Source organism: Streptomyces bluensis (assembly GCF_014650715.1).
GTDB lineage: Bacteria > Actinomycetota > Actinomycetes > Streptomycetales > Streptomycetaceae > Streptomyces > Streptomyces bluensis.
This window is the reverse complement of sequence record NZ_BMVM01000005.1, coordinates 183,907-209,115: the sequence shown is the minus strand read 5'-3', so window position 1 is coordinate 209,115 and position 25,209 is coordinate 183,907. Positions and strand designations below refer to the sequence as shown.

The window sequence follows — 25,209 nt, the reverse complement described above, 5'->3', positions numbered from 1 at the left end:
GCGATTTACCTGGCCGGTGACGGGCCCCGGAGGACACTCCCCCGGCATTCGGCCCCACTTGCCGATCTTTCCCGTTTTTCTGCCCAGCCCCGACCGGAGGTTTCCTGATGGAGCGTCATATCCCGTCCCGCCGTCGAGTCCTGGCCGCCGGCACGCTCGGCCTGGCCGCCACCACGGCGGCCGCGCCCGGGGCGGCGGCAGCGCCGTCCGACGCGGGATCCGGACCCTTCGCCGGCAAGGTCGTGCTGATCACCGGCGCCACGTCGGGCATCGGCGAGGCGACCGCCCGCGCCATGGCTCGGGCGGGGGCCAAAGTGTTCTTCTGCGGCCGGCGGGAGCAGCTCGGCCGGCGGGTGGCCGACGGCATCCGGGCGGCCGGTGGTGACGCGACGTTCCGACGCGCCGACGTGCGCCATGAGAGCGAGGTGCGGGACTTCGTCCGCGCCTGCGTCAGCCGCTACGGCAGACTCGACATCGCCGTCAACAACGCCGGAGTCGAGAGTCCTCGCGCGGCGCGGCTGCACGAACAGTCCCTCGCGGACATGGAAAGCGTCTGGCGCACCAACGCCGGCGGGGTCTTTCTCGGCATGAAGTACGAGATCCCGCAGATGCGGGCCCAGGGGGGCGGGGTGATCGTGAACACCGCGTCGATCTCGGCCGAGGTCGGGTTCGGGACCATCGCGCCGTACAACGCCAGCAAGCACGCTGTCGCCTCGCTGACGAAGGTGGCGGCTCTTGAGTACGCCGCGGACAACATCCGCGTCAACGCGTTCGCGCCCGGCGCGGTGGACACCCCGATGCTGCGGCGGGCCGCCGAGGCGTTCGGGATGACCTACGAGGAGATCGCGCAGGGCTACCCGATCAAACGCATCGTCCGCGCCGAGGAGATGGCCTCGGTGGTGATGTGGCTCAGCTCGGACGGGGCGAGCGCCGTGGTCGGCACCGACATCGACGCGTCCGGCGGCTACCTCACGGGCTGACAGAACTTTTACCCCGTATGCGGGCCAATGGAGTGGGACAGTCGGCGCATCGTGCGTCACCCAGGCAGAGGGAGGCCGTGTGAGTATCGGGCGTTGGACGAGGCGGCAGGCCATGCGGGCCGGGATGACGTCCGCGGCGTTCGCGGCGTTACCGGGGACGCAGGCCGCTGCTCAGGTCGCCGCCGGCGGGGAACGCGGCCTGCCCGGGGGCGGGTACGCGTGGAACGTGGAGGCCGTCGGCTACTGCGACATGGACGACCGGCCGGCGTTCAAGATGGCGATCCGTGAGGTGGCGGGACGGTGGTATCTCTACACCGGCCACTTCTGGGACTCCGGCTGGAGCGTCGTCGATGTCACCGATCCGGCGCGGCCCGAGGTGGCTGCCTTCGTCCCGGGCCCCGCGGACACCTGGACCCTGCAGGTCGACCTGTCCGGGACGACCATGGTCACGGCGCTGGAGCAGATCTTTCCCAACTTCGGCGGGGACCCTGACGCCGAGTTCGAGGACGGTGTGCTGATCTGGGACATCGAGGAGCCGCTGAGACCGAAGCGCCTGGGCCGGTTCCGTACCGGCGGAACCGGCACCCACCGCAACCACTACCCCGGCGGACGGTATGTGCACCTGGCCGCCGGGCTGCCCGGCCACACCGGCAACATCTACATGATCCTCGACATCGCCGACCGGCGCCGACCGCGTGAGGCGGGCCGCTGGTGGGTGCCCGGCCAGCGTGACGACGAGGCGTCCGAGCAGGGCGGGGCGGCGACCGCTGCACCACCCGGGCACGGCTTCTGCTGCCCCACCGGCGTGGACGTGTCGCTGCACGGTCCGGCCTATGTGGCGGGCCATCACGCGTATCTGCCCTACGGCGCCGCCGGCATGGTCGTCCTCGACATCTCCGAGGTGTCCCGGCCGACGCTGGTGAGTACGCTCCGGTTCAGCCCGCCCTTCCACTCGCGCTTCGGCGTGCACAGTGTGCTGCCGCTGCCCGAGCGCGGCATCGCCTTCGCCAACTCCGAGAACGTCACGTACGCCGAGGGCGCCGCCCACCACAACTCGATCATCGACATCACGAACCCGGCCGAGCCGTACCTGCTGTCCCTGTTCCCGGAGCCGGTCCCGCCGGAGAACGCCCCGTATGACGACTTCACGACCCGGGGTGGCTGGCGCGGCCCGCACAACATCAACCACCATCAGCACCACCCGGACGTCGAGCGGCAGGGCAACCTGTTCTATGTCGCGCACTTCAATGCCGGGCTGCGGATCTACGACGTCTCCCACGTGCGACTGCCGCGCGAAGTCGGCTACTTCCTGCCTCCGGAGCCCCGTCGCCGTTACGGCCCGATGCCCGAGGACCGCCTCGTCACCCAGACCGAGGACGTGGTGGTGGACCGCCGCGGCTACATCTACATATCGGACAAGAACCAAGGCGTGTGGATCCTCCGCTACACCGGCCCACGCGGCGCGGAGCCTGATACGACGAGCCAGAGTTCCTCACGGACACCTTGAGCCGGGCAGGCGGCGTCCCCGATGCCCGGGAGGCGAGACGTTCCTGCCGTGCCCACCGTGCACACCACGCATCAGCCGGAGGAGTCAGGACTCCTGGTTCGCCGTGTGCGCGGGGGTTTTGCCGGGGCTCAGCTCGCGGATGATGCGGGTCAGGTCGGCTGGGGCGGCCGCGAGGCGGACCGGCGTGCCCGCATCGTCGAGTTCGGCGATGTGCCAGCTTCTGGGGACGGTGTCGCCGTCGCTGCCCCGGACCCGCCGCACGCCGTTGACGGTGATCCGCTCCAACGGAATCTGTTTCGCCGCGAACCTGCCCGGGCCGGGGTGAGGTGTCACCGCCGGCGGGCCGCCTCCGAGGACGATGTGCGTGCCGAAGCGGTACGGGTTGTAGTCGGTGTGCTCCAGGAAGCGGGCCGCCAGGAACACCTCCCCCCGCTGCTCTGCCTGTCCTTCCGACTCGGCGGAGTCCTCGACTGCGGCGGCTTCTTCGGGCGGACGAACGCGGGTGGCGCGCCAGGCCCAGGTGAGCAGCCCCAGCGTGGCCAGGGAGCCCGCGGCCGCCCACGTGATCGTCACGGGAGAGGCGAGCGGGGTCGTGGGACTGAGGTAACAGAGCGGCAGCAGCCACAGGGCCGTGCCGACGAGCGCCGCCGTGAACGGAAGCACCGACGGGAGGACCTCGTCGTCGGGCAGCCGGCGTCCACGCAGGCGCAGCAGCACGCGGGCGCCGGGGTGGCCCGCGGCGAGAGCGAGGACGGCCGCGCCGATGACCGCGTCCCGGGCGGCGGGGAGGTGCTTGCGCCACACATGGCGTTCCCCGGCGACTTCCCTCACCTCGCGGCGCCAGATGGTCAGTTCGACTCTGTCACCGGGCCGGAACTCCTCGGCGTCCTCGTACGGGACCGCGAGTCGTTCCAGTGGCCGACGGTCGGCGAAGTACAGCCAACTGGGCTTCTTCGCAGGCCGGTTGGCGTCGGTCCGGGCGATCACGGCCGGCAGGGTGGTCAGGCACTCGCCCTCCTCACGTTCCGCGACGGGCGTCCCGGCCGTGCACGCGGTGGCCAACTTCCACGCCCGCTCGTCCGACCCGAGGCTCGGCGCCCACCACGCGACCAGGCCCGCGCACGCGAGCAGCAGCGCGCACAGCGCCAGCGAACCGGCCCAGCCGCTCCCGGCAGTGCGGTACGAGACGACGGGGAGGTGGCTCGACTCCGGGACCCCGTGACGACGGTGCAGCGCACGGAGCGCGCCCACCGTGGCGTCGAAGTCCGGGTCGTCCGGGGACCAGCTCTGCGGCAGGGGCAGGAGCCGCTTGCGTCCGTCGCGCAGCACCAGGATGACGCGACGGGTGTCCTGGACCCGGGGGGTGTTCGCGTACTTCAGGCGTACGCGCAGGTCGGCGACGTCGCTCCAGGGCACGTTCCGGTGGCGCAGCAGCGTCCGGGACCGCAGTCCGTACGCGTCGGCGCTCACCCGGGCGGTGACCGCGCGGAGCGACAGGATGGCCACCAGTGACAGCGGCAGTGCCAGCCCCAGCCAGGCGTCCGGGCCCTCGTACACCCTGCGCACCGCGACCAGGGTCACCCCGGCCGCCCCCAGCGCGGCGAAGCTCCACAAGGCCCGCGTTCGAAGGGGACGACAGGTCACTTCCCGGACATCGGTCATACGCGGAAGCATCCCATCGTCAGCGCCGCGCCCACCTGTGCGTGGTGCGGCAACGTTCCGGCCCACCACGCTGCCGACCGGAGGCAATGGCGTCCCGGAGATCGTCCGCCACCGCCGCATGACGGAGCCGAGGCCCAGAGTCGAACATACGGGCGGTCGACCCCCATAACAGTGTGAAAAGGCACATATCGGCCACTCAGGGGATGTGGCCTTCTTTCCCGACCACCCTGTCCCGAGGCGGGCGCCGGTTGCTGTCACCAGCCGTTTCCGCCGGGTGGCGTCATGCTTAGCCCGCTGCTGGCCGTGCTGGCGGCCGTCTGCAACGCCCTGGCCTCCGCACTGCAGCGCAAGGCCGCGCGCGACGAGCCCGCGGAAGAGAACCTGAGCCTGCGCCTGGTGTGGCACCTGCTGCACCGTCCGGTGTGGCTGGGCGGGTTCCTGACGATCATCGCGAGTTTCCTGCTGCAGGCCACCGCCCTGGGGTCCGGCCAGATCTCCGTGGTGCAACCGCTGCTCACCCTGGAATTGCCCACGGCGTTGATCCTGGCCAGGTTTCTCCTCGGGGGCCGGCTGGGCCGACGGGAGTGGCTGGCGTCGGCGGTGATGGCGGCGGGCGTGGCCGGACTGATCATCGCGCTGAGGCCGACCCGCGGAAAGGTGTCGTCCGTCTCGTGGGTGGAGTGGCTGACCGGCTGCGGAGTCAACGCCCTGGTGATCGCGGCCGGTGTGCTGTGGGCGCGGGGCGTGTCGGGCTCCCGCCGGGCAGCCGTTCTGGGGGCGACCACCGGATGCGCTTTCGGGCTGACCGCCGCCCTGATGAAAGGCATGACGAACACCTTTTCCCACGGCCTGGCCGCCCTGCTCACCAGCTGGCAGCTGTGGGCCATGTGCGCCACGGGCGGGTGTGCGATGTTCCTGTTGCAGTCGGCGATGCACGCGGGCCGGTTGCTGGTCACCCAGCCCGGCCTGACCATGGCCGATCCGGTGGTCGCCATCCTGTGGGGGACGCTGGTCTTCCAGGAGAGGGTGCGCGGCGGGCTGTTCATCCTGCTGGCCGTCCTGGCCGCCGCGGCGGCCGCGGCGGCGGTGATGATGCTGTCGCGCTCCCCGCTGCTCACCGATGAGTCCGGCCACGGCAAGAACGCCGCCCCTGAGGAGCAGGACGACAGGGCCGCACCGCAGGTGAGGAACCGATGAAGGGGCCGGAGCCGGCGCGGGCCCTGTTCGACCGGGGCATACGGGCCGTGGGCGGTCGGGCGCGCGCCAGGGTCGTGTCGACACTGGCCGCCACCCTGGCGGTGGACGGCGCGGACAAGGGCGCCGTGTCGGCCATGGCTCCCCAGCTGAGGGACACGTTCGGCATCAACAACATCCAGATCGGACTGCTGGTGTCCGTCGTGGCGCTGTCCGGCGCGGTGTTCACCATTCCTGTGGGCCTGCTCGCCGACCGCACCCGGCGCACCCGGCTGCTCGCCCTCAGTGTGACGCTGTGGGTCGCGGCGATGATCCTGGCCGGCGCCAGCCCCTCCTACGGGTGGCTGCTGTCCTCGCGCGCGGCACTGGGCGCGGTCAGCGCCACCGCCGGCCCCACCATCGCCTCGTTGATGGGCGACTACTTCCCCATCAAGGAGCGGGCCCGCATGTACGGCCTCGTGCTCGCCGGGGAGCTGGTCGGCACGGGACTCGGCTTCGCCCTCTCCGGTTCCATCGGGTCCTTCCTCACCTGGCGCTTCGCCTTCTGGTGGCTGGTCATCCCCGGCAGTGCGCTGGTGTGGTTCCTGCGCCGCCTGCCCGAACCCGCGCGAGGCGGGCAGTCCCGCCCGGCCGGCGATCAGGAGCACACCCGCGACGAGCGGGAGGTGCCCGAGGGCGGGGAACGAGGCGAACCTCAGCAGACGGCACAGCCGCCGGGAGCCGGCCGGCAGGACGGCGATCCCGCCGGGGAGGCAGCAAGGCGTGCACGGGTCGAACCCCACGAGCACCTCGTGCTGGACTCGGATCCCCGCGAGGCGTCCAAGTGGTGGTCGGTCCGCTATGTCCTGCGGGTGCGCACCAACGTGGTCCTCATCATGGCGTCCGCGCTCGGCTACTTCTACTTCACCGGGCTGCGCTCGTTCGCCACCCTGTACACCACCGACCACTACGGACTCTCCACCTCGGTGGCCACCTCCCTGGCGCTCGTCGTGGGCGTGGGAGCGCTGGGCGGTGTCCTGTCCGGGGGCCGGATCGCCGACCGGCTCCTGAGCGGCGGACGCGTCAACGCCCGGGCCCTGGTCCCCACCGTCTGCATGCTGACGGTTCCGGTCTTCATCGCATCAGCCCTCTACACCACCTCCCTGGCCGTGGCCCTGCCCCTGCTGATGGTCGGCACGTTGCTGCTGGGTGCGGCGAACCCGCCCCTGGACGCCGCGCGGCTCGACATCCTCCCGCCGCTGCTGTGGGGCACGGGCGAAGGGGTACGCACCATGCTGCGCACCCTGTGCGAGGCCGCCGCACCCACCCTGTTCGGCTACTTCTCGACCACCGTCTTCGCCGGCCACGGCGGCGACAGCGGCACAGCCCTGGAATACACGCTGCTGTTCTTCCTGCTCACCCTGGTCGCCGCCGGTCTGCTCGGGCTGGTGGCGATGCGCAGCTATCCACGTGACGTGGCCACCGCGGAGGCATCCACCCAGCGGATCGAGAAATCCCTGCGCGCACCCGGCGAACGGGAGGACTGAACCGGCGGCAGGCGAGCAAACGTCGTGACCATACGAAAAGGGCCCTCACAGGCTCTCGCCTGCGAAGACCCTTCGCACGGTCGGGACGACAGGATTTGAACCTGCGACCCCTTGACCCCCAGTCAAGTGCGCTACCAAGCTGCGCCACGTCCCGTTGCCCGCCTGACCTGGGGTTTCCCCGGGCCCAACGTGCACAGAAACCATACCGCACTCAAGCCCGTGGTCGCGCACGCGTTTCTTCGCGGGCGGACACGCGAGGCGGCACTTGACCTGAAGTTCGGTTGAGGTTGCACGATGCTCGTATGTCGATCACAGCGGAACACGGATACACACACGCGGGCACGCACGAGCGCTACGGGTACACGGACCTGTCCCGCCTGATGGGGATGATGACGGGGGACGAGAAGCACGGCCCGGCGGCCACCTCCACGCTGGACGTGTTGTGGGTGCTCTACGACCGGGTGCTGCGGGTCGGGCCGGAGCGCGCGGAGGATCCGGAGCGGGACCGGTTCCTGTTGTCCAAGGGGCACGGGCCCATGGCGTACTACGCGGTGCTCGCGGCCAAGGGGTTCCTGCCCGTCGAGTGGCTGCCGGAGTTCGGTTCGTACGACTCTCCGCTCGGCCACCACCCGGACCGGGTCCTGGTGCCGGGCGCCGAGATCGGCAGCGGGTCACTCGGGCACGGGCTGCCCCTCGCGGTCGGTACGGCGCTGGGGCTGCGGGCCCAGGGGCTCCACGCGCCCAGCGTCTGGGTACTGATCGGGGACGCCGAGCTGGACGAGGGCAGCAATCACGAGGCGATCGCGTACGCCGGGCCGGCCGGACTCGACCGGCTGCACACCGTCGTCGTCGACAACGCCTCCGCAAGCCACGCGCTGCCGGGCGGCATCGCCGCGCGGTTCGAGGCGGCCGGCTGGTCCGCCGAGACCGTCGACGGGCGTGATCACGAGGCGTTGTACGCCGCCTTCACGGCACCGCATCCGGGCCGGCCCCGCGTGGTCGTCGCCCGCGTCGAGCCCAAGAACGCCTGAGGCAGACGCTCCGCCACCTCCATTCGGTCTTCACACACGGAAAAGGAACCCCCTCATGGACACCATGCGTGACCGCTTCGCCCCGGTCGTCTCCCGGCTGCTCGACGAGGACCCGCGGGTCGCGGTCGTCCTCGCCGAGATCGGCAAGGACGGGTTCGAGGATGCGCGGCACCGGCATCCGGATCGAGTGATCAATGTGGGTATTCGCGAACAGCTGCTGGTCGGGGCCGGTGCGGGACTGGCACTGACCGGGATGCGGCCCGTGGTGCACACCTTCGCCAGCTTCCTCGTGGAGCGGCCCTTCGAGCAGGTCAAGCTGGATCTGGGTCACCAGGACGTGGGCGCTGTGCTGGTCAGTGCCGCCGCGTCGTTCGACTGGCCCGCCGGGGGCTTCACCCATATGGCACCCGGCGATGTGGCCCTGCTGGACACGCTGGACGGCTGGACCGTACACGTCCCGGGGCACCCCGACGAGGCGGAGACCCTGCTGCGGCATGCGGTGGGCCCGGGCGGCAACAAGGCGGACAAGGTGTACGTGCGGCTGTCCGTGCAGGCGAACGAGCGGGGCCTCCCGGTCGACGGGGCCCGGTTCCTCACCGTCCGCGAAGGGCGCGGCGGCGTGGTCGTCGCCGTCGGGCCGCTGCTCGACGCCGTACTCGCCGCCACGGAGGGGCTCGACGTCACCGTCCTGTACGCCACCACCGTGCGCCCCTTCGACGCCGCCGCGCTGCGCCGTGCCACGGAGGCGGCCGGAGCGGAGGTGGTTCTCGTCGAGCCGTACCTGGCCGGTACCTCCACGGCCGCCGCGAACGACGCACTCGCCGACGTCCCGCACCGGGTGCTGGGCCTCGGGGTCGGGCGCCGGGAACTGCGGCGGTACGGGACGGTCGAGGAGCACGTGTCCGCGCACGGTCTCGACGCCGGGTCGCTGCGGGAGCGGATCACGGGGTTCCTGGGGGCGGCGGCGGTCCACGTCCGCTGACTCAGTCCGCCACCGGCAGCCCCAGTCCCGGATGCGCCTCCAGCAGCCGTGGCGGTGCCGCCTGCCGCCAGGAGTCGGCGAGGATGTCGCGCAGCTCGGTCCCGTCCTCCAGGGCGGCCAGCCGGACCCGAACCCAGGCGAAGCCCGCCTCGTGGTCGGCGATCCAGAACTTGTCCGGTTCGGCCAGGACCAGCTCGTCCCGCTCCACCTTGGGGCAGCGCACGGCGATGGAGGTCTCGTCCTCGGGCAGCGTGGCGAACATCTTCCCCGCCACCCGGAACGTGGGCATGCTCCAGGCGATCTTCTCCGTCGTGTCCGGCAGGGAGAGGGCGATACGTCGCACGTCTTCGGCATCCAGCATGAGACGCACGGTAGCGGGCGCCACTGACAACCAACCGGAGAGCGTCACCTGCGCCCCGTCGAGGACCGGATGTGCTGCCCCACGGACCGTTCACCCCATGGCTGCCGCCTCACCCAGGGTTTCCAGTACGGGGCGGATCAGCGGATGTCCCTCCGCGCCCCGGCGCACGGCGGCGAAGACCCGGCGTGTGGGCGCTGTGCCGTCGACGGGGCGGACGACGACTCCGGTGAGGTCCATGCCGTGCAGGGCCGAGCGCGGCACGAGGGCGACGCCCGCGTCGGCCGAGGCCAGGGCGACGACCGCGCGGAAGTCGTCCGAGGAGTGCTGGAGGCGGGGCTGGAACCCGGCGTTCTCGCAGGCCAGGACCACGACGTCGTGGCAGGGATTACCCGGGTAGGGGCCGATCCATGGGTCCTTGGCCAGCTCCGCGAGCGGGACCTCGGCGGTGTCGGCCAGGCGGTGGGTGACCGGGACGACGGCGTCGAAGGGCTCGGCGTACAGCGGAACGTGGGTGAGGCGCGGGTCGTCCGCGTCGGGGGAGCCCCGGTACTCGACGGCGACCGCGATGTCGACCTGACGGTCCAGCACCATGGGCAGGCTGGCGTCGCCCTCGGCGTCCTGGACGTGGACGCGGATCCCCGGGGCCGTGGCGGCCAGGCGCGTCAGCGCCGGGGCGACGACGAGGACGATGCCGGTCGCGAAGGAGGCGACGGTGACCGTGCCGGCCGCCCCGGAGCGGTACGCGGCCAGCTCCGCCTCCGCTCGCTCCAGCTGGGCGAGGACCGCGTGGGTGTGGGCGAGCAGGATCTCACCGGCGGGCGTCAGCCGTACTCCCTTCGCACCGCGCTCGACCAGCCGGTGGCCGGTCTCCTGCTCCAGGGCGGTGAGCTGCTGGGAGACGGCCGACGGGGTGAGGTACAGCGCTGCGGCGGCCGCGGTCACCGTCCGGTGGTCGGCCACCGCGCGGAGGATGTGCAGCCGCCGTGCTTCGATCATGCGACCGATTCTCCCAGCTGCTCCGGGTCGGTCGGGAACCCGGTGCCGCTCAGAGCCCGAGTTCCGCCCGCGCCGCCACGAACGCGTCCACCGCACGGTGCACGTCCTCCGTCGAGTGCGCGGCCGACAGCTGCACCCGGATGCGGGCCTGGCCCTGCGGGACGACCGGGTACGAGAAGCCGATCACGTACACCCCGCGTTCCAGAAGCAGCTCGGCCATGCGCCCGGCCACCGCCGCGTCGCCGATCATGACGGGTGCGATCGGGTGGTCGCCGGGGAGTATGTCGAAGCCCTCCTCGGTCATCCGGCTGCGGAACAGCGCGGTGTTCCCGGCGAGCCGGACCCGCAGGTCGTCCGCCGATTCCAGCAGGTCGAGCACCTTCAGCGAGGCCGCCGCGATCACCGGGGCGAGGGTGTTCGAGAAGAGGTACGGCCGGGAGCGCTGGCGCAGCAGGGCGACGATCTCGGCGCGTGCGGCGACGTACCCGCCGGACGCGCCGCCCAGGGCCTTGCCGAGGGTGCCCGTGACGATGTCGACGCGGTCCATGACGCCGTGCAGTTCGGGCGTGCCTCGGCCGCCTGGACCGACGAAGCCGACGGCGTGCGAGTCGTCGACCATGACCATCGCGTCGTGCCGGTCGGCGAGGTCGCAGATCTCGCGCAGGGGCGCCACATAGCCGTCCATGGAGAACACGCCGTCGGTGACGATCAGCTTGCGCCGGGCGCCGCCCTCGGCCGCCTCCTTCAACCGCTGTTCCAGCTCGGCCAGGTCGCGGTTGGCGTAGCGGAAGCGGCGGGCCTTCGACAGACGGATGCCGTCGATGATCGAGGCGTGGTTGAGCGCGTCGGAGATCACCGCGTCCTCGGGGCCCAGCAGGGTCTCGAAGACGCCTCCGTTGGCGTCGAAGCAGGAGGAGTAAAGGATCGTGTCCTCCTGGCCGAGGAACGCCGACAGCCGTGCCTCCAGTTCCTTGTGCACCTCCTGCGTTCCGCAGATGAAGCGCACGGAGGCCATGCCGTAGCCCCAGCGGTCGAGCGCCCGGTGGGCGGCGGCGACGACCTCGGGGTGGTCGGCGAGGCCGAGGTAGTTGTTCGCGCAGAAGTTGAGCACCTCGCCGGGGCGGCCGCCCGCGGTGACGCCGACGGTCGCGGACTGCGGTGTACCGATGACACGCTCGGGCTTGTGCAGGCCGGCGGCGCGGATCTCGTCGAGGGTGGCGCGCACATCGGCGCGTACAGAGTCGAACATCGAGGGCTCCCTAGGGTGCGGTGGGCGAGTGAGCCGACGGGGCTTGAGCGCCCCGGAGGCGAACCGAGCCAGAAATCAAGCAGTCCAGTCGAGGATGACCTTGCCGCCGCGGCCGCTCGCCGCGTCGTCGAACGCCGTCTCGAAGTCGCGGTAGTCGTACCGGCCGGTGATCACCGGGGCCAGGTCCAGTCCGCCCTCCAGCAGGACCGACATCGCGTACCAGGTCTCGAACATCTCCCGGCCGTAGATACCCTTGATCGTGATCATGGAGGTGACGATCCGCGCCCAGTCCACCGGGAACTCCCCCGTGGGCAGCCCGAGCATCGCGATGCGGCCGCCGTGCGTCATGTTGGCGATCATGTCGCGCAGCGCCTCGGGGCGGCCGGACATCTCCAGCCCTATGTCGAAGCCCTCGCGCAGCCCCAACTGCCTCTGTCCGTCGGCGATCCGGGCGCCCGACACGTTCAGCGCGAGGTCGACGCCGATCTTGCGCGCGAGGTCCAGCCGCTCCTCGCTCACATCGGTGACGACGACGTTGCGGGCACCGGCGTGCCGTGCCACGGCGGCGGCCATCAGTCCGATCGGGCCGGCTCCGGTGATCAGCACGTCCTCGCCGACCAGCGGGAAGGAGAGCGCGGTGTGCACGGCGTTGCCGAACGGGTCGAAGATCGCCGCCACATCGAGGTCCACGGGCACCCGGTGCACCCACACGTTGGACGCGGGCAGCGCCACGTACTCGGCGAAGGCGCCGTCCCGTCCGACGCCGAGCCCGACCGTGGCACGGCACAGGTGCCGGCGTCCGGCGAGGCAGTTGCGGCACTTGCCGCACACCAGGTGGCCCTCACCGCTGACCCGGTCGCCGGCCTTGATGTCGGTGACGTCGCGACCCGTCCCGACGACCTCGCCCACGAATTCGTGGCCGATCACGAGCGGGGTGCGGATGGTCTGCCGCGCCCAGCCGTCCCAGTTGCGGATGTGCAGGTCGGTCCCGCAGATCCCGGTTCTGAGGACCTTGATCAGTACATCGCCCGGACCCGCCTCGGGTTGCGGGACGTCCGCGAGCCGCAGCCCGGGCTGCGCCTTCTCCTTGACCAGCGCCTTCACGCTACGGCTCCTGTGGGTGAGACCCCGGAGCCGGGCATGCCGAAGAAGCCCGGACCGGGGAGGGGGTGTGATCTCGTGGAAGAGAGGGAGGGATCTGAGCGACCCCGGGGAAACCCGTAGGAAATCTGCCGTACGCTCGCGCCCCGGTCCATCGAGGTTTTCTTAAGCGCCGCCGCAGCTTTCCTTCACGCCCAGGGCTGTGGGCGCCGTTGCGGTGCACGAGGCGCGCGAGGGTATTGATCCCCTCGCCGCCGCTCGCCGTATCCCCGTGAGAGTCACCACCCCGACCAGGCACCACCCCGTCCCGGCACCCCCACTGCCAAGGAGCCGAAACACCGTCATGCTGCCCGCACCGCACATGGCCCTGCCGCCCACCGACCGTGTCCTTTCCCCGTTCACCGGCTGGACCCGCGAGCACTGGGAGGCGCTCGCCGACCGGCAACTCGAAGCCCTGTTCCCGTACGCGACACCCGGCTTCGCGCAGTACCGGCTGCCCGGCCGCGGCTCGACGTCGGGTGTGGTCGCGGACGGGCTCGAAGGCTTCGCCCGCTCGTTCCTGCTGGCCTCCTTCCGGATCGCGGGAGCCGGCGGGGCCGTCGATCCCCGTCTCACCGAACGGTACGTGCGGGGCCTGACCACGGGCTCGGACCGTGACAGCGGCGAGGCATGGCCCGAACTCACCGACTGCTCGCCGCAGATGGCTGAGGCGGCCGCCATCGCGCTCGGCCTGCACGAGACCCGCACATGGATCTGGGACCGGCTGCCGCCCGAGGCCCAGGAGCAGATCGTGGACTGGCTGTGGGGCTTCGTGGGGCGCCGTACCGTGGACGACCACGGCCGGCTCTTCCAGGTGGTCGCCGAGCAGTTCCTGGCGTCGGTCGGGGCGCCGTACCGGCAGGAGGACATCGAGGCCGGCCTCGACCGCATCGAGGACTGGTACGTCGGCGACGGCTGGTACTCCGACGGCGACGGCCGCACGTTCGACTACCACAACGCCTGGTGTCTGCACCTGTATCCGCTGCTGTGGTGCCGTATCGCGGGCGGCGACGACGGAGGGCGCGGCCGCGTCTACCGCAGGCGGCTGGCCGAGTTCCTGGCCTCCTACCCGCAGTTCTTCGGCGCGGACGGCGCCCCCGTCCACCACGGACGCTCCTTGACGTACCGTTTCGCCGCGACCGCCCCCGTGTGGCTGGGCGCCCTGGCGGGCTGCACGCCCCTGGCCCCGGGGCTGACCCGGCGTCTGGCCTCGGGGACCGTACGGCACTTCGTGGAGCGGGGCGCGCCCGACGAGCGCGGGCTGCTGCCGCTCGGCTGGTACGGCACGTTCCTGCCCGCGACGGGGGCGTCAGCGGGGCCGGGCTCGCCGTACTGGGCGAGCACCGCCTTCCTGGGGTTGCTGCTGCCCGCCGGGCACCCGGTGTGGCGGGAGCGCGAGCAGCCGCTGCCCGTCGAGGTGTCCGACCAGTACACGGCGCTCCCGGCCCCTGGCTGGCTGCTGCACGGCACCCGGCACGACGGGATCGTACGGCTCGTCAACCACGGCAGCTCGCCGCAGGATCCCGCCGACGACGATCCGCACGCCAGCCGGTTCGGCTACTCGACGGCGACGGCGCCCGAGGCGGGGACGCACGCGCGGGAGCGCAACGTGGACGGCCATCTGGCGCTCCTCGCGCCGGACGGTACGCCCTCGCGACGGCGCCGGATCCGGCCCCTGCGGTGCGCCGGACGGATGGCGGCGTCCCGGTACGACGCTCAACTGCCGGGCAGGGAGGACACGTTCCCGGTCGAGACGACGAGCGTGCTGCGGGGGCCGTGGGAGGTCCGGGTGCACCGGGTGCACGCCCCGGCGGGTGCGGCGGTCCGGGAGGGCGGGTACGCGGTCGCGGACCGGAACCGGCCGTCGGCCGAGCGGGGTGCGGGCTGGGCGCTGGTACGGACCGCGCACGGACTCAACAGCGCGATGGTCGCCCTCCACGGCTGGGACGAGGACACGGGCATCGCACGAGAGGTGGAGGCCAACGCGTTCGGCGCGCACTCCGCGACGCCGTACCTGCGGTGCGGCGCCGGTCTGCCCGGCGGCAGTGGAATCTTCGTCACGCTGCTCGTGCTGACCCGGGACACCGTCCATCCTCAGGCGCTGCGGGAGTCGGTGGGCTGTGCGGTGGAGGAGGACGAGGCGCGGATCACCTTCCCCGAAGGGGACACCGTCGTCGTACGGTTCATGACGGAATGACCACGGAGTCCGGCTCCCTGAGCAGAGCTGGGGTCTAGAGACACGGCTCCCGGCGTTCGAGCTGCTCGACCAGTTCGGCGGCCATCGCCTTGATGGTCTCCAGGCCGGCCCGTCCCCACCGGCGCGGGGTGACGTCGGCGGCGCAGACCGTGCCCAGGGCGATGCCCGTGCGGTCGACGAGCGGGGCGCCGAGGTAGGAGCGGATGCCGACCTCGTCCACGATCGGGTTTCCGGCGAACCGCGGGTACTCACTGACGTCCTCCAGGACCAGTGCCTTGCGTCGGACCACCACATGGGGGCAGAAGCCGAACTCGCGGGGCATATGGCGGGACGCCATGGTCTTCGCGCCTTCCGCTTCGACGAGGATGCCGTCGGGCGTGTGCAGTCCGGCGAAGAACTGCCGGTGCTCGTCGACGAAGGTGACCATCGCGTACGGCGCCGAGGCGACCTCCGCGAGCCGCTGCGCGAATCCGTCGAAGCCGGAGCCGGGGCCGGGCTCCGGGTGTACGCCGAGGCCCAGCAGGCGCAGCCGTCGTACGCGCTCGGGGGCGTCCCGGTCCTCGGGGGTCAGCAGCAGCCGGCCGGGCGGACGGCCCGGGTGGTAGCTCATGGCCGTACTCCACCGCTCATGTCGTCCCTCATGTGTGGGCTCCGTGGCTTCGAGCGTGCGGGGACGTATGAGCGAGGAGGTGGCCGACCAGGGTGAGCAGGGTCTGCACTCCGGAACTGGAGATCCGGGCGTCGCAGCACACGACCGGGATCTCGGGGCCGAGGTCGATCGCCGCGCGTACCTCCGCCGGGTCGTAGCGGAACGAGCCGTCGAACTCGTTGACCGCGACGACGAAGGGGAGGCCGCGCTGCTCGAAGAAGTCGACGGCGGCGAAACAGTCCTCCAGACGGCGGGTGTCGGCGAGGATGACCGCGCCGAGCGCGCCGTCGGAGAGTTCGTCCCACATGAACCAGAACCGCTGCTGGCCGGGGGTGCCGAACAGGTAGAGCACGTGTTCCGGGTCGAGGGTGATGCGGCCGAAGTCCATGGCCACGGTCGTCTCGACCTTGTTCTCGATTCCGTCGAGGCTGTCGGTCGCGGCGCTGACCGTGGTGAGCAGCTCCTCCGTGCTGAGCGGCGCGATCTCGCTCACCGCGCCGACGAAAGTCGTCTTGCCGACTCCGAACCCGCCCGCCACCAGGATTTTGAGTGCGGTGGGGAAGGGATCAGAGCTGTCGTCGTAGTCCATCGAGCACTGCCTCCAGAAGAGACCGGTCTGTGGGGTGGTGGAAGACCGGGGGCCTCTCGGTGAGGGCCCCGCAGTCGACCAGGTCGGACAGGAGCACCTTGGTGACCGCCGCCGGCAGCTTCAGGTGCGCGGCGATCTCGGCGACCGAGACGGGTGCCCGGCACAGGTCGAGTGCCTGGGCGTGCTCGGGGCCGAGGTAGCCGAGGGGGAGGGTTCCGGTGGCCATCACCTGCGTCAGGAGGTCGAGCGTGGCGGTCGGCCTGGTCCGGCCGTCGCTGACCGTGTAGGGACGCACCAGCCGTCCGGCCGCGGCGTCGAGCCAGGGCCCGTCGCCGACCGCGGCCGCGCTCAAGGCCTCAACGCCGAGGGTTCGACGGCGGGCTGCCTGGGCGGTGTCATCAGGTACGGGCGGACGCTCTTGACCAGCATCGCCATCTCGTAGCCGAGCACCGCGGCGTCGGCCTCGCGTCCGGCCATGACGGCGAGGCAGGTGCCGGAGCCGGCCGTGGAGACGAACAGCAGGGTCGAGTCGAGTTCGACGACGACCTGGCGCACGTCGCCGCCGTCCCCGAAGCGGACCCCCGCGCTGCGGCCGAGGGAGTAGAGGCCGGAGGCCAGCGCGGCCATGTGGTCGGCGCTGTCCGGGTCGAGGCCGTGGACCGACTTCACGAGCCCGTCGCAGGAGAGCAGCACGGCGCTCGTGGTGTGCGGTACGCGCTGCACGAGGCCGCTCATCAGCCAGTCGAGATCGGAGACATGGCCGGTCGGGGCGTCGCTTGCCATGGTGGATCGACTCCTTGGGGTACGAGGGTCCGCGGGAGCGGAGGGGGTGGGCAGGGATGCGGTCATCCGGTCGGTGTGCTCCCGTCGTGCCGGGCGGTGAGGTCGTGTCCGGGAGCGGACTCCCGCGTCCCGTGCCCCTCGCGGGGCGGGGGCGCTGTGCGCGCATCGCTCTGGTGGGCCGCGTCCAGGGGCGTCGGGTCCGTGTGCGCCGGGTCCATGGGGTGGGCCTCCGCCAGGCCGATCCCTCGTTGGAAGGCCGCCATCAGACCGGGGTCGTGGCCGACGTAGTGGTCGGGGTCCTGGCGGGCCGTGGGCACGGGGCCGCCCCGGAGCTGGGGCGCCATGTGCTCCTGGGCGCGCCGCCGGGGCAGCTGGGGCTTGCCCGTGGTGCCGGGGACCGCGCCGGTGCGTGGGACGGGGGGTGTCGTGGTGTTCTCCAGGAGGGCCCGCCGGTCGTCGGGGCGGATGCCGGGCGGGGCGTCGGCCGGGGTGGGCCGCTCCTGGCGGGTGTCGCGCACGGGCAGCCGGCTCGGGCCGCCGCTGGGGCCGGCCGGTGTCTGCTGTCGTGGTAGGGCGTGGGTGGCGCCCTGACCGGTGGAAGCGGGCCGGTGCTGCTGCGGCTGGGTGGCCGCAGGCCGGGGCTGTGGCTGCGGCTGCTGCTGCTGCGGTACGTCGCCGGAGGTGCCCGGCTCCGTGCCGAGCAGTCCCTGGGGGACGATGAGCACGGCCTGGACGCCGCCGTAGATGTTGGTCTGCAACCGGACGTGGATGCCGTGTCGCCGGGCGAGTTGCGAGACCACGAACAGGCCGATGCGGCCGTCCTGGAGGAGGCTCGCGACGTTCACCTGGTCCGGGTCGGCGAGCAGGGTGTTCATCTTGTTCTGCTCCGTCACCGGCATACCGAGACCGCGGTCCTCGACCTCGACGGCGAGGCCGGAGGTGACGATGTTGGCGCGCAGCAGGACCTGGGTGTGGGGGGCGGAGAACACCGTGGCGTTCTCGACGAGTTCGGCCAGCAGATGGATGACGTCGGCGACCGCGTGCCCGCGCAGGGTGCCGTCGATGGGCGGCACCAGCTTGACCCGTGAGTACTGCTCGACCTCCGCGATGGCGGAGCGCAGCACCTCGGTCATGGGGACCGGGTTGCTCCACTGGCGGCGGGAGACGGCGCCGCCGAGCACGGCGAGGTTCTCGGCGTGCCGGCGGGTGCGGGTGGCGAGGTGGTCGACGTGGAAGAGTCCCTTGAGCAGCTCGGGGTCCTCGATGTCGTTCTCCAGCTCGTCGAGGATCGAGATCTCGCGGTGCACCAGGGACTGCAGGCGCCGGGCGAGGTTGACGAAGACCTCGACCTTCTGTTCGCTGCCGGCCTGGCTGGAGAGCCGGGAGGCCTGGACGACCGCGGTGACGGCGGCGTCGTGGGCGTGCGCGAGGTCCGCGGCGAGCAGCTCGAACTCGTCGGCGTCCGTGGCCGGTTCGCCGCGCGCCGCCCGCTCGGGCGGGCCCTCGCCCCGGCGCAGCGCCTCGACGAGGGTGCGCAGGTCGGCCTCACCGCGGGCGCTGGTGCGGCGCAGTGCGCCGAGGCGTTCGCTCACGGACTTCGCGGCGCGGTCGGCGGCCACGGCGGCGATCACGATGCCCGCGAGGGTGACCCCGACGGCTCCGGCGAGCACGGCCCACAGGATGGGGCTGGGGCGTGCTCCGGTGGAGCGGACGGTGAAGAGCACGGCCGCGCAGGCGCTGAGCGCCACCGCGATGGGCGGCAGGACGGCCAGGCGCAGCAGTTGTGGCCGTATCGGCGTCTCGGGCGGCGAGGGGGCGGTGCGGGCGACCGGTCGTCCGTGCCGGCCGCCCTCACGGCGGTCGGACCGGGCGGTCGGTGCGCGGAGCTGAGACATCGGTGTCCTTGTACTGGTGCGTCGGGTGCGTGGGGGGCTCCCGCGTCTGCGCGACCCGGGCATGCGCCATCGCGTGCCGGTCGAGAGAACCGAAGACCGGAGAACTCAGTCCTGCGTCGCGCGACGGCGACTCACAGTAGTCGCCAACGCGTCACGTGCGGTGTGCAGTTGACAAAGACCCGGGCAAAGGTTCCCGCCCTGGTATGAGACGTCGTACGACAGGCCGATAAACCTTCGGACATCCGCTCCTGATACAGAATTGAATCGATCGAAGCTGGTCAGAGGCGGTCGAGAACAAACAGCGATGGCCGAGGTCGATGCGACCCTCGGCCATCGGAAACTGATCGGGAATTCCATCCGGCGGGAGCGGCTTACGACGCTCCGGTGTCCGCGGAGATCCCTTCGGAGACATCACCCTTTGTGGTGAGCGGACTGTCTTCGGCGGTGAGCCGACCACCCGTTCGAAGTGAGAGGGCGGCGTCGGGTCATGGGCGCCGCGCGTGGGCGAAACCCCTTCGGTGCCATACCAGGCCGCCCGCGTGGGCGGGTTCGCCGTCCACACCGGTGACCCGGCCCACCAGAATCGTGTGGTCCCCTCCTTCCAGGATGTCGTGCCGCACGCACCGCAGGGTCAGGCTGACGTCACGGAGGACGGGTGCCGGATGCGCGTCCGCCGCCAGCGCGACGTCGTCGAAGCGCTGCTCGGCCGGTCGCGTGAACCGCCGGACGAGGTGCTCGTCGCCCGGGCCGAGGAGGTGCACGGCGAAGGCGTCGGCATTGGTCAGCGCATCGTGGGTACGGGAGCCCCGGTCGATGCAGACGAGGAACAGCGGCGGACTCAGCGACAGGGACGACACGGCGCTGGCCGTCAGACCGCGTGGGGTGCCCCGGTCGTCGTAGCACGTGACGATGGTGACGGGTGCCGCCAGGGCGGACATCGCCGCCCGGAAGGACTCGGCCAGGTCGGTCGCGGTGCCGCGAGCGGGCTGGGGCGCGAGGAGGGTTCCGGTCATCGGGCCGCCTCCAGTGAGCGGGCCGCACCCTGCAGCCAGTGGCCCTGCGGACGGCCGGCGAACCCGGTACGGATGTCCCAGGCGACACGTCCCGCCTTCACCGTGGTGGTGAAGCGACCGGTGAAGGTCCAGCCCTCGTACGCCGACCAGCCGCACAGCGACATCACGTCGCGCCCGGAGAACTGCCAGCGCTCGGACGGGTCCAGCAGCGCCAGGTCGGCGTCCGCCCCCGGCTCCAGCCGGCCCTTGCCGGGCAGGTCGAAGAGGCGGGCGGGTCCGTCACCCATGAGCCGGGCCAGATGCAGGGCAGCCTCGTCGGGCTCGACTCCCCGTGACTGCAGCCCGGTCCAGACGGCCGTGGCCAGCTCCTGCACACCGGGGAGTCCGGGGGGCGCTTCCGCGGGTGGGCGGTTCTTCTCCTCCACCGTGTGGGGGGCGTGGTCGCTGCCGAGGGTGGCGGCCTGGCCGTGCAGTACGGCCTGCCAGAGGCGCCGCTGGTCGCGGCCGTCGCGGATGGCCGGGGAGAGCCGAGTGCGCGGACCCCGCCGTGTGGTGTCGTCGTGGGTGAACGACAGGTGGTGGCCGGTCACTTCGAAGGTGAGGGGCAGTCCCTCGGCGGCCGCCGCCGTGAGCAGGTCGGCCTCCTCAGCCGAGGACACATGCAGGATGTGCGCCTTCGTCCCGTACTCGCGGACCAGGCGGACCACCTGGGCGACAGCGACGATGCCGCCGGAGCGCGGCCGGTGCGGCTCGTACTGGCCATAGGAGTCCGGGTCGCCCGAGCCCACGTCGAGGAGGTCGAAGACATGCTGGTCCTCGGCGTGCAGGACCAGCCGGACGCCCCCGCGGGCGGCGGCCGCGAAGGCCCGCCGCAGCTGCTCGCCGTCACGGAAGACGACCGGCGCGGTGTGGTGGCCCGCCATGAACACCTTCGCGGAGGTCGCTGTCCGCGGGTCGAGGTCCGCGAGGAGTTCGGGGTGGTCGGGATCGGCGCCTATGTGGAAGCGGTAGTCGGCCCAGGAACGGCCGGCGATCCGGTCGGCCTTGGCGATGATCCCGGCTTCGTCCAGGGACGGCGGACGGGTGTTGGGCATGTCGACGACGGTGGTCACTCCCCCGGCGAGGGCGGCACGGCTGCCGTGCTCCCACGTCTCCTTGTACTCCAGGCCCGGGGTGCGGAAGTGGACGTGGGAGTCGATCAGGCCCGGCAGCACATAGCGGCCCCGGGCGTCGAGGCGCGGGCCCGGCGGCAGGGGCTCCCCTGCCGCGAGCAGGGCCGCGACGCGGCCTTCACGGATCACGACGGTGCCGGTCCGGACGCCTTCGGGGGTGACGAGGCGGCCGCCTTCGACGATCAGGTCGGCGGGAGCGGGATTCGGGGTACTCACGGCGTTGGGGGTACTCAGCGGTTCCACGTCAGACTCACCAGTTCCTTGCAGAGGTCGTTGGTCGGTCCCATCAGGGCGACGGCGCGTGCGTCGCGGTCGTAGCGGTTGATGTCGTGCGAGGCGACGTAGCCGGCCGAGCCGAGCATCCGCTCGACGGCGCTGACGACCCGCTCGGCGGCCGAGGAGGCGAAGAGCTTGGAGTGCAGCGTGGTGACGCCGGGGTCGGCGGCGCTGCGCCGTCCCGCGCGCTCGACGACCGCGCGGGCGGCCTCGACCTCGGTGGCGAGGTCGACGAGCTGGTGACGGACGGCCTGCTGCGCCGTCAGTCCTCGCCGCTCGGCGTGTTCGTGGGCGAGGTCGAGGGCCGCCTGGGCCAGACCGACGGAGACGGCACCGAGGCTGGCGCCGCTGTCCCGGACGCCGGCGATGATCGAGGCTGCCGCGCCGACGGGGCCCAGCCGGTTCGCGTCCGGCACATGGCAGTCGTGGACGGAGACGAATCCGGTGGCGGAACCACGCATACCGGTCAGTCGCAGCGACGTGTCCGGCTCCAGTCCGGGGGTGTCCGCCGTCACCAGGAAGAAGGTCTGTCCGGCGGAGCCGTACCCGGTGTCGGCCCCGCTGTCCGCCGCCGGTTCCTCGGTCTGTGCCAGCACCAGGTAGACGTCCGCCAGACCGGCGCTGGTGGTGAAGGACTTGGCACCGTCCAGGACCCAGCCTCCGTCGGGCGTGCGGCGGGCCGTGGTGGACAGCCGTTTCTTGTTCGCGCCCGCGCCCGTCTCACTCCACGCGGAGGCGGCGAGCCAGTCACCGCGGGCGAGCCGGGGCAGCAGCCGGCGGCACAGCGCCGGGCTGCCGTGTTCCAGGACGCGCCGGCTGACCGCGTAGTGCTGGAAGAGCATGATCGCGGCGGAGGCGTTGACCTGCGCCACCTGTTCGACGGCCGTGTTCAGCTCCTGGGCGTCGTCGCCCGTGCCGCCGTACTCGTAGGGCAGGGCCAGGCCGAGCATTCCGCTGTCCCGCAGCAGGGCCACGGCTTCCCGGTCGGGTTCGCCGCTCGTGTCGGCGGCCCGGGCGCAGGCGGCGAGACGCTCGCGTACCGGCGCGGTGAGCCCGGAGGCCGGCAGGGTGAGCAGCGCGTCGGTGAAGTCCGGCGCGTCGGGCACGGTCAGGCTGTCAGTGGAAGCCATGACAACTCCTGGGAGGTTCGGGCGGGCAGGAAGCGGCCGCGGTAGTCGACCTGTTTCTCCGCTACGGAGATCCAGGCGAGCCGCCGGTCGTGCGGGCCACCGGTGGTGCGGGCGGAGACGCGGATCGTGGCGCCCGGTGTGCGCAGGGCGAGCATGCCGCTGTGTGCCTGTTCCGACTGGCCGGAGAGCAGGTGGGGCACCGTGCCCTCGACGGCGGCGCCCGCGGCGAGGCACGTCGCGCCGGTGAGGGCCACCGTGGGGTGCCAGGACGGCACGGATATGGCGCGGACCGCGAGCGAGCCCACGGCGTCCGGGAGCAGCGCGGCGACCTTCGGGAAGGCGCCCCCGGTGTCCCAGCCCTGCGCCTCGCAGACCGCGCGGCGCAGCCGGGTCATCCGGTCGAAGAGCACCAGGTCGTCGGCGAAGAGTTCGTCGACGGTGGGGACGCCGAGTTCGACGGCGTGCACGAAGATGTACGGATTGCCCATCGAGACCAGGGAGACGGGGACCATCCGTCCCTCGAACGGAATGCCGGTGACAGGTTCGCCCGTGATGAGCAGCTCCCGCACCGGGCGGGGCGGGGAGCACAGGAAGTGGGCGGTGAAGCGCGTGCCCCCGTCGGAGGTTTCCTCGGTCTCGCACACGACGTTGTCGCCGTTGTTGAGGACGTTGACCCGCACCCGGCAGCCCGGCACGAGCGGCTGGATCATGCCCGTGCGGGCGGCTGCCTCCACGGCGGCCAGGATGGAGTGCCCGCACGATCCGCGCAGGTCGAAGCTGTCGAGACGGTCCGGCAGCGACTGTACGAACCGGTAGTCCAGGTCGAACAGCGGATGCCGGGAGGGTTGGACGAGCGCGTTCTTCAGGACGTCTGCGGCCCCGTGGTCGGCGAGGGTCGCCCGCAGTTCGGTGAGCCGGGCCAGCAGTTCGGGTTCGGCTTCGGGCAGGGTGCGTGCGTCCACGACGGCGGTGGGGCAGGGCGTACCGTGCGCCCTGGCGAGGGTGACGGTCATGCCGCCACCTGGAGGACCGGTGCCGGTGCGGCAAGGCGGATCGGGGCATCGGCGGCCGTGAAGAACTCCTGCCGCCACAGCTGGTGCGACATCAGGGACCACAGGGCGAGGGAGACGGTGTCGCTGGGCCTGACGGCCTGTTCGTCGAAGAGCGCCTCGACCTGCTCGGGCCGGATACGGCCGTCGGCACGCAGGGTTTCGGTGGCCAGCACATCCCGGGCCATCGCCCACAGCCGCTGACCGGGGGCGAGCATCGCGGTGACCGGGAGGGTGAAGGGCTGCTTGGGCCGCTCCAGCACGCTGCGCGGGACGAGCCCCTGGGCGGCCCGGTAGAGGGCTCGTTTGACACCCTGCCCCGGTACGAGCCGCTGGCTGTCGGTGAGGGTGGCGGCGAAGCGCACGACCGACGGCTGGCAGAACGGCAGCCGCACCTCGACCGAGCTCGCCATCGACAGGTGGTCGACACGGCGCAGGTGGTAGGCGGGCAGACGATAACGCTGCTCCACCGCGGTGATGCGCCGCAGACGGCTGCCGGGGCTGAACCGCAGGGTCCGCCGGATGTCGTCCGGCAGGGCGGGGCCTGCCGCGTCCACGGCGAACGCGTACTCGTCGGTGTACAGGCGCGCGCGCAGCGCCCGCGGGACGGCGGCGAGGTGGTCGAGGTAGTCGTCCGCCCAGTCCGATCCGTGGTGGGCGGCGACCGCCTGGGTCATGCGGCTGTAGCCGCTGAAGAGTTCGTCGGCGGCGTCACCGGTGAGGGCGACCTTGAAGCCGGCGTCACGGACCGCGCGGAACAGGGAGAACGTGGAGAGGGTGATGGGGTCGGCGTTGGGCTGCCCCAGGTGGCGCACCACGTCGGTCATCAGGTCCGGGAAGCCGGCGGGGTCGATCTCCACCTGGTGGTGGTGGGTGCCGACGCTGCGGGCGACCTCGGCGGCGTAGGCGCGTTCGTCGCTGGGCCAGGTGCCGGTGTAGGCGATGTTGAAGGTGTGCAGGGCACCGCTGCCGCCGCTGGTGCGGAACGCGTCGGCCGCCAGGGCCGTGACGAGGCTGGAGTCGAGGCCGCCGGAGGTGACGGCGGCGACGGGGGCGTCCGCGATCAGCAGCCGGGACACCTCACGGGACAGCAGGTCGCGCAGCTGCGTGCCGGCCTCGTCCAGGGTGCGGCCCCGGTCGGGGCGCAGGCCCTGCTCGTGGGCCATCGGGCGGTGCTTGACGCGCAGTCCGTCCCGGTGGCTGACGACGGCGGTGACGGACGGCGGCAGCACGTGGATACCGCGGAACATGGTGCGGTCGCCGAACGGTGTCTTGGAGGTGAGGTAGGCGTCCAGGCCCATCTCGTCCTCCTCCGCGCTCACACCGGAGAAGCCGAGGAGCGCGGGCAGTTCGGAGGCGAAGTGGAACTGGCCGGTGGTGCGTTCCCAGTGGTAGTAGAGCGGTTTCATGCCGGAGTCGTCGGTGGCCAGCACCATGCGCGGGGTGGCGCGCAGGTCCATGACCGCGATCGAGTACATGCCGTCCAGGTGCTCGGCGAACCGTTCCCCGTAGGTGATGTAGAGCGCCGGCAGGATGGAGCCGTCGCAGTGGTCGGTGAAGTGGAAGCCGAGCCCGGTGAGCCGCTCGCGCAGTTCCCGGTGGTTGTAGATCTCGCCGTTGAAGACCACGGTGACGCGCCCGAGATGGTAGGGCTGCGCACCACCCTCGGGGTCCATGATCGACAGGCGGTTGTTGCCGAGTGCCCAGTCGGGCCGGTGGGCGACGCCCTGGGCGTCGGGGCCGCCGTGGTACATCAGGTCGGCGACGCGGCGCAGTTCGGTCTCGCTGGAGTGGACGTTGAAGGTTCCGTAGATGCGGCACATGGGAC

At 71.9% G+C, this 25,209-nt stretch carries 22 protein-coding genes and 1 tRNA gene; 7 read left to right on the top strand and 16 right to left on the bottom strand.

All coding sequences use genetic code 11. The features are described 5' to 3' along the window. Positions 1–107 precede the first annotated feature (107 nt). Together IE262_RS15915 and IE262_RS15910 are read left to right on the top strand one after the other, a co-directional pair. Positions 108–980 carry an SDR family NAD(P)-dependent oxidoreductase gene (locus IE262_RS15915; protein ID WP_189874307.1) on the top strand — a complete coding sequence of 291 codons (873 nt, stop codon included), beginning with the start codon at positions 108–110 and terminating at the stop codon, positions 978–980. 79 nt (positions 981–1,059) lie between these two features. Then, positions 1,060–2,487 carry an LVIVD repeat-containing protein gene (locus tag IE262_RS15910; RefSeq protein ID WP_229877279.1) on the top strand — a complete coding sequence of 476 codons (1,428 nt, stop codon included), beginning with the start codon at positions 1,060–1,062 and terminating at the stop codon, positions 2,485–2,487. Between the two features lie 84 nt (positions 2,488–2,571). Here the strand turns inward: IE262_RS15910 and IE262_RS15905 are convergent, their stop codons facing one another. Beyond that, on the bottom strand, positions 2,572–4,149 hold the full coding sequence (locus tag IE262_RS15905; protein ID WP_189874305.1) for a PH domain-containing protein: 1,578 nt from the start codon (positions 4,147–4,149) through the stop codon (positions 2,572–2,574). A 282-nt stretch (positions 4,150–4,431) separates the two neighbouring features. On the opposite strand from IE262_RS15905, the gene IE262_RS15900 reads away from it, so the two are divergent. Next, entirely contained in the window at positions 4,432–5,346 is a 915-nt protein-coding gene (locus IE262_RS15900; RefSeq protein WP_189874303.1) for a DMT family transporter, read from the top strand. Next, a complete protein-coding gene (locus tag IE262_RS15895; RefSeq protein ID WP_189874301.1) occupies positions 5,343–6,869 on the top strand; it encodes an MFS transporter in 1,527 nt (508 codons plus the stop codon). Before IE262_RS15900 ends, IE262_RS15895 begins: the two co-directional genes overlap by 4 nt. Before the next feature lie 80 nt (positions 6,870–6,949). Here IE262_RS15895 and IE262_RS15890 read toward each other — a convergent pair. Next, a tRNA-Pro gene (locus IE262_RS15890) sits at positions 6,950–7,023 on the bottom strand. 148 nt (positions 7,024–7,171) lie between these two features. Here IE262_RS15890 and IE262_RS15885 point away from each other — a divergent pair. Both IE262_RS15885 and IE262_RS15880 read left to right on the top strand, forming a co-directional pair. Then, complete coding sequence (locus IE262_RS15885) at positions 7,172–7,900, top strand: thiamine pyrophosphate-binding protein (RefSeq protein ID WP_189874299.1); 729 nt, start codon at positions 7,172–7,174, stop codon at positions 7,898–7,900. Positions 7,901–7,955: 55 nt separating this feature from the next. Beyond that, positions 7,956–8,882: a transketolase family protein gene (locus IE262_RS15880; protein WP_189874297.1), complete on the top strand. Its 927-nt coding sequence runs from the start codon at positions 7,956–7,958 to the stop codon at positions 8,880–8,882. 1 nt (position 8,883) lies between these two features. On the opposite strand, the gene IE262_RS15875 is transcribed toward IE262_RS15880, so the two are convergent. The 4 genes from IE262_RS15875 to tdh all read right to left on the bottom strand — a co-directional run bounded on the left by IE262_RS15875 (position 8,884) and on the right by tdh (position 12,592). Continuing rightward, positions 8,884–9,243, bottom strand: a complete 360-nt coding sequence (locus IE262_RS15875) for an MmcQ/YjbR family DNA-binding protein (protein ID WP_134037215.1) — start codon at positions 9,241–9,243, stop codon at positions 8,884–8,886. 90 nt (positions 9,244–9,333) lie between these two features. Then, complete coding sequence (locus IE262_RS15870; RefSeq protein WP_189874295.1) at positions 9,334–10,239, bottom strand: LysR family transcriptional regulator; 906 nt, start codon at positions 10,237–10,239, stop codon at positions 9,334–9,336. A gap of 49 nt (positions 10,240–10,288) precedes the next feature. After that, positions 10,289–11,488, bottom strand: a complete 1,200-nt coding sequence (locus tag IE262_RS15865) for a glycine C-acetyltransferase (RefSeq protein ID WP_189874293.1) — start codon at positions 11,486–11,488, stop codon at positions 10,289–10,291. Positions 11,489–11,563: 75 nt separating this feature from the next. Beyond that, positions 11,564–12,592: an L-threonine 3-dehydrogenase gene (gene tdh, locus IE262_RS15860; protein ID WP_189874292.1), complete on the bottom strand. Its 1,029-nt coding sequence runs from the start codon at positions 12,590–12,592 to the stop codon at positions 11,564–11,566. Positions 12,593–12,932: 340 nt separating this feature from the next. On the opposite strand from tdh, the gene IE262_RS15855 reads away from it, so the two are divergent. Then, positions 12,933–14,825, top strand: a complete 1,893-nt coding sequence (locus tag IE262_RS15855) for a DUF2264 domain-containing protein (protein WP_189874289.1) — start codon at positions 12,933–12,935, stop codon at positions 14,823–14,825. A gap of 34 nt (positions 14,826–14,859) precedes the next feature. On the opposite strand, the gene IE262_RS15850 is transcribed toward IE262_RS15855, so the two are convergent. The 10 genes from IE262_RS15850 to asnB all read right to left on the bottom strand — a co-directional run bounded on the left by IE262_RS15850 (position 14,860) and on the right by asnB (position 25,204). Then, the gene (locus IE262_RS15850; RefSeq protein ID WP_134037200.1) at positions 14,860–15,435 is read right to left on the bottom strand and encodes a GAF domain-containing protein; all 576 of its coding nucleotides are present in this window, start codon (positions 15,433–15,435) and stop codon (positions 14,860–14,862) included. Positions 15,436–15,463: 28 nt separating this feature from the next. Then, positions 15,464–16,063, bottom strand: a complete 600-nt coding sequence (locus IE262_RS15845; RefSeq protein ID WP_189874287.1) for a GTP-binding protein — start codon at positions 16,061–16,063, stop codon at positions 15,464–15,466. Continuing rightward, positions 16,041–16,415, bottom strand: a complete 375-nt coding sequence (locus IE262_RS15840) for a DUF742 domain-containing protein (RefSeq protein WP_189874285.1) — start codon at positions 16,413–16,415, stop codon at positions 16,041–16,043. The genes IE262_RS15845 and IE262_RS15840 overlap by 23 nt, the downstream gene beginning before the upstream one ends. Continuing rightward, positions 16,412–16,846 carry a roadblock/LC7 domain-containing protein gene (locus tag IE262_RS15835; RefSeq protein WP_134037191.1) on the bottom strand — a complete coding sequence of 145 codons (435 nt, stop codon included), beginning with the start codon at positions 16,844–16,846 and terminating at the stop codon, positions 16,412–16,414. Before IE262_RS15835 ends, IE262_RS15840 begins: the two co-directional genes overlap by 4 nt. A gap of 62 nt (positions 16,847–16,908) precedes the next feature. Continuing rightward, on the bottom strand, positions 16,909–18,741 hold the full coding sequence (locus IE262_RS15830; protein WP_189874283.1) for a sensor histidine kinase: 1,833 nt from the start codon (positions 18,739–18,741) through the stop codon (positions 16,909–16,911). Between the two features lie 485 nt (positions 18,742–19,226). Continuing rightward, positions 19,227–19,754, bottom strand: a complete 528-nt coding sequence (locus tag IE262_RS15825) for a flavin reductase family protein (RefSeq protein WP_229877278.1) — start codon at positions 19,752–19,754, stop codon at positions 19,227–19,229. Then, positions 19,751–21,142, bottom strand: coding sequence for a dihydroorotase (locus IE262_RS15820; RefSeq protein ID WP_373305056.1), 1,392 nt, complete (start codon positions 21,140–21,142; stop codon positions 19,751–19,753). Before IE262_RS15820 ends, IE262_RS15825 begins: the two co-directional genes overlap by 4 nt. A 14-nt stretch (positions 21,143–21,156) precedes the next feature. Next, the gene (locus IE262_RS15815) at positions 21,157–22,332 is read right to left on the bottom strand and encodes an acyl-CoA dehydrogenase family protein (RefSeq protein WP_134037182.1); all 1,176 of its coding nucleotides are present in this window, start codon (positions 22,330–22,332) and stop codon (positions 21,157–21,159) included. Further along, entirely contained in the window at positions 22,311–23,345 is a 1,035-nt protein-coding gene (locus tag IE262_RS15810) for a PrpF domain-containing protein (RefSeq protein WP_189874281.1), read from the bottom strand. Before IE262_RS15810 ends, IE262_RS15815 begins: the two co-directional genes overlap by 22 nt. Then, complete coding sequence (gene asnB / locus IE262_RS15805) at positions 23,342–25,204, bottom strand: asparagine synthase (glutamine-hydrolyzing) (RefSeq protein WP_134037176.1); 1,863 nt, start codon at positions 25,202–25,204, stop codon at positions 23,342–23,344. Before asnB ends, IE262_RS15810 begins: the two co-directional genes overlap by 4 nt. Positions 25,205–25,209 lie beyond the last annotated feature (5 nt).